This window comes from Pantoea stewartii subsp. stewartii (genome assembly GCF_008801695.1).
Classification (GTDB): Bacteria; Pseudomonadota; Gammaproteobacteria; order Enterobacterales; family Enterobacteriaceae; genus Pantoea; species Pantoea stewartii.
Map to the genome: position 1 here is coordinate 1 of NZ_VZPF01000185.1, position 1,793 is coordinate 1,793.

The following is a 1,793-nucleotide window of genomic DNA, read 5'->3' on the forward strand; positions in this document are numbered from 1 at the left end:
CTCTATATCAAAAGTAACTTTAAAATCGCTCAGGCTGATCCCGGGCTTATTTTCGGAGACAAGCTGCAGCTCAAAATGGCGCATCCAGTTCTGTGACATTAAATACCCTTACCCGGCTTTTTTGCCAGTGATTGAATTAAACAAAGAGGAAAGTACCGACTCGTTAGCGACAGGCACGCCCGTTTTGGTGCCCATGTCTTTTACAGGTGCCGTGTTCTGGCCCTGCGTCATGTTGGCTTTGTCGGCAACCTGAATCGTGTGTGTGGAGGAAATAATGACTTCGCGGAGGGTGACGGTTGCCATGAGCACATTTTCTGTGACCTTATCGGTTGTCACCTCCAGCGACTTAATCAGCATGTTTTTATAAATGCGCTTACCCGTCACCACGTCCAGCAATTCACGGTTTCGCTGAATTTCCAGTAAATCGGCGTAGATTTCTTTCGGGCTTTTACCTGCTGATATGCCGATTGCAGCCGTATTAACCACGTCGAGCACAGAGCCGCCACCAGCAAAGCCAATCTGCATGATGACTTCAGACGGCTGGCGGTAGGCGTGATCCGCAACAAACCCCGTTCCTGCGGAAGTGGGCCGCTCTACAGGGTGCTCTGTGATTTCCAGGCGGTCATAGTGCTTTTCGCTGATCGTCACATCGGGGATGACCGTTCCGATACTCCGGCTGTGCCGGTTGAGCAGCACCGATAAAATATCCATCGACTGCGCTCCCGTTACTTACCGCTGGCTGGCGCTTTCTCTCTGGCCTGTGAAAACAGGTCATCGAGTCCGCGCTGGATCAGGGCGCTTGCTATCGCGCCAATCGTGGGTTTGACGCCCAAAGGTGATTTCTCAGCCTCCACCGCCTGAATGGCAAGGATTTTATCCCTGTGTTCGGGCAGCAGGCGCACACTGCTGGCTTTGCTCATGCTCTCGCCTCTCTGCATAGTGATTACCAGCCGCGCTGTTTTTTCAGGCGGTCTTCGGCTTCCTGCTGCTTTTCAGCCTGGCGTTCCCAGAAGTCGTTAACGTTCCGTTGCAGGTTTTCATTACGCTGAACGGTGCGGTCAAACTCATTGCGTTTCTGCATTGCTTCACGATCTGAACGGCGCATGGTCATGACTGTTTTCCTCGGTTCCAGAATTTACGGTTGGCTTCGTTGATCCCTTCGAGACGGTCAACAGGTGTCAGGGGCAGCGGGTCAATTTTGTTGGCCTGCATGTAGTCCGCTACGGCGTACATCGTCGCTACCGCATCGGCAAGCGACATTTCAGCCAGAGGACGGGGGTTGACGGCGTTCACCGCTTCGACGGGGGCCAGCTTGAGCACATCGAGCGAGGCAATACGGGCATCATCACCCAGCGCCCACTCGTCGTACTTTGGCGCGATTTTGCGCATGACGGCCATGATTTCCGGCGTCAGTTTCGTTTCTGCCATTTCCGGCATCTCGTTGTCGCGGGTCTTCACCTTCGTGCCACGGACATAACGGCGAAGAGAATCAGCGGTTGCGGTCTGCTGGCGGGTTGTGTTGTTGAGCAAAACGGCCAGTTCGGAAATGATTTGTGCGGCCTCTTCCGGACAGGTGAAAGCGGCGGTTTTGCCATCATCCCAGGCAGCCCGGATGGTTGAGCTACCCGCGACCTGCGCTGGCCTGATTTGGATATTGGTGAGTTGTGCCATTGGTTTTCTCTCATTGCATATATTGGGATAATTATAATATTTATTGCAATTTATGCAACATAAATACTCGATAAATATACAGTGGTTTCTGTGCTTTTCGGCGCTAATTGTCAGACGGTACA

Annotated in this window: 5 protein-coding genes; all 5 read right to left on the reverse strand. The window is 52.7% G+C overall.

All coding sequences use genetic code 11. The annotated features are described in order from the left end of the window. The coding region (locus F7Q90_RS27490; RefSeq protein WP_249042843.1) for a hypothetical protein at positions 1 to 99 on the reverse strand (99 nt) is incomplete at its 3' end. A gap of 9 nt (positions 100 to 108) precedes the next feature. Continuing rightward, a complete protein-coding gene (locus F7Q90_RS25520) occupies positions 109 to 711 on the reverse strand; it encodes a phage baseplate protein (protein WP_006118729.1) in 603 nt (200 codons plus the stop codon). A gap of 14 nt (positions 712 to 725) precedes the next feature. Further along, a complete protein-coding gene (locus F7Q90_RS25525) occupies positions 726 to 920 on the reverse strand; it encodes a hypothetical protein (protein ID WP_006118727.1) in 195 nt (64 codons plus the stop codon). A 23-nt stretch (positions 921 to 943) separates the two neighbouring features. After that, positions 944 to 1,111 (reverse strand): hypothetical protein, encoded by a 168-nt coding sequence (locus F7Q90_RS26805; protein WP_006118726.1) that lies wholly within the window; start codon positions 1,109 to 1,111, stop codon positions 944 to 946. Continuing rightward, on the reverse strand, positions 1,108 to 1,671 hold the full coding sequence (locus tag F7Q90_RS25530) for a hypothetical protein (protein ID WP_006118725.1): 564 nt from the start codon (positions 1,669 to 1,671) through the stop codon (positions 1,108 to 1,110). The genes F7Q90_RS26805 and F7Q90_RS25530 overlap by 4 nt, the downstream gene beginning before the upstream one ends. Positions 1,672 to 1,793 lie beyond the last annotated feature (122 nt).

Excerpts from the sequence above, each read along its gene's own strand:
- F7Q90_RS25520 (WP_006118729.1), bottom strand. The coding sequence starts at position 711 with ATGGATATTTTATCGGTGCTGCTCAACCGGCACAGCCGGAGTATCGGA.
- F7Q90_RS25525 (WP_006118727.1), bottom strand. The coding sequence starts at position 920 with ATGAGCAAAGCCAGCAGTGTGCGCCTGCTGCCCGAACACAGGGATAAA.
- F7Q90_RS26805 (WP_006118726.1), bottom strand. The coding sequence starts at position 1,111 with ATGACCATGCGCCGTTCAGATCGTGAAGCAATGCAGAAACGCAATGAG.
- F7Q90_RS25530 (WP_006118725.1), bottom strand. The coding sequence starts at position 1,671 with ATGGCACAACTCACCAATATCCAAATCAGGCCAGCGCAGGTCGCGGGT.